The sequence below is a fragment of the Planococcus sp. ISL-109 genome, assembly GCF_018613655.1.
Taxonomy (GTDB): Bacteria; Bacillota; Bacilli; order Bacillales_A; family Planococcaceae; genus Planococcus.
In genome coordinates, this window is sequence record NZ_JAGGPW010000035.1 from 2,253 (window position 1) to 2,463 (window position 211).

Below are 211 nucleotides of genomic sequence, written 5' to 3' on the forward strand. Positions count from 1 at the left end.
TCGTGTGGGTATATTTTTTGTGTACTTATCTAGGATTCGTCCGCTGTTGGGGGAATCGCTTCCTTGGTGGGGGCGAGCGGGTTATATAGCTGAATTGGGGTGTGGAAATGTGCTGCTGTTTGGTTTAGTGTCAAGAATGGTTTCGCCGCCTGGCTTTGGGTTGGCCTCTTGCAAGGAGCCAGCAAAAATCGCTGTCTCATTGCATCGGCTC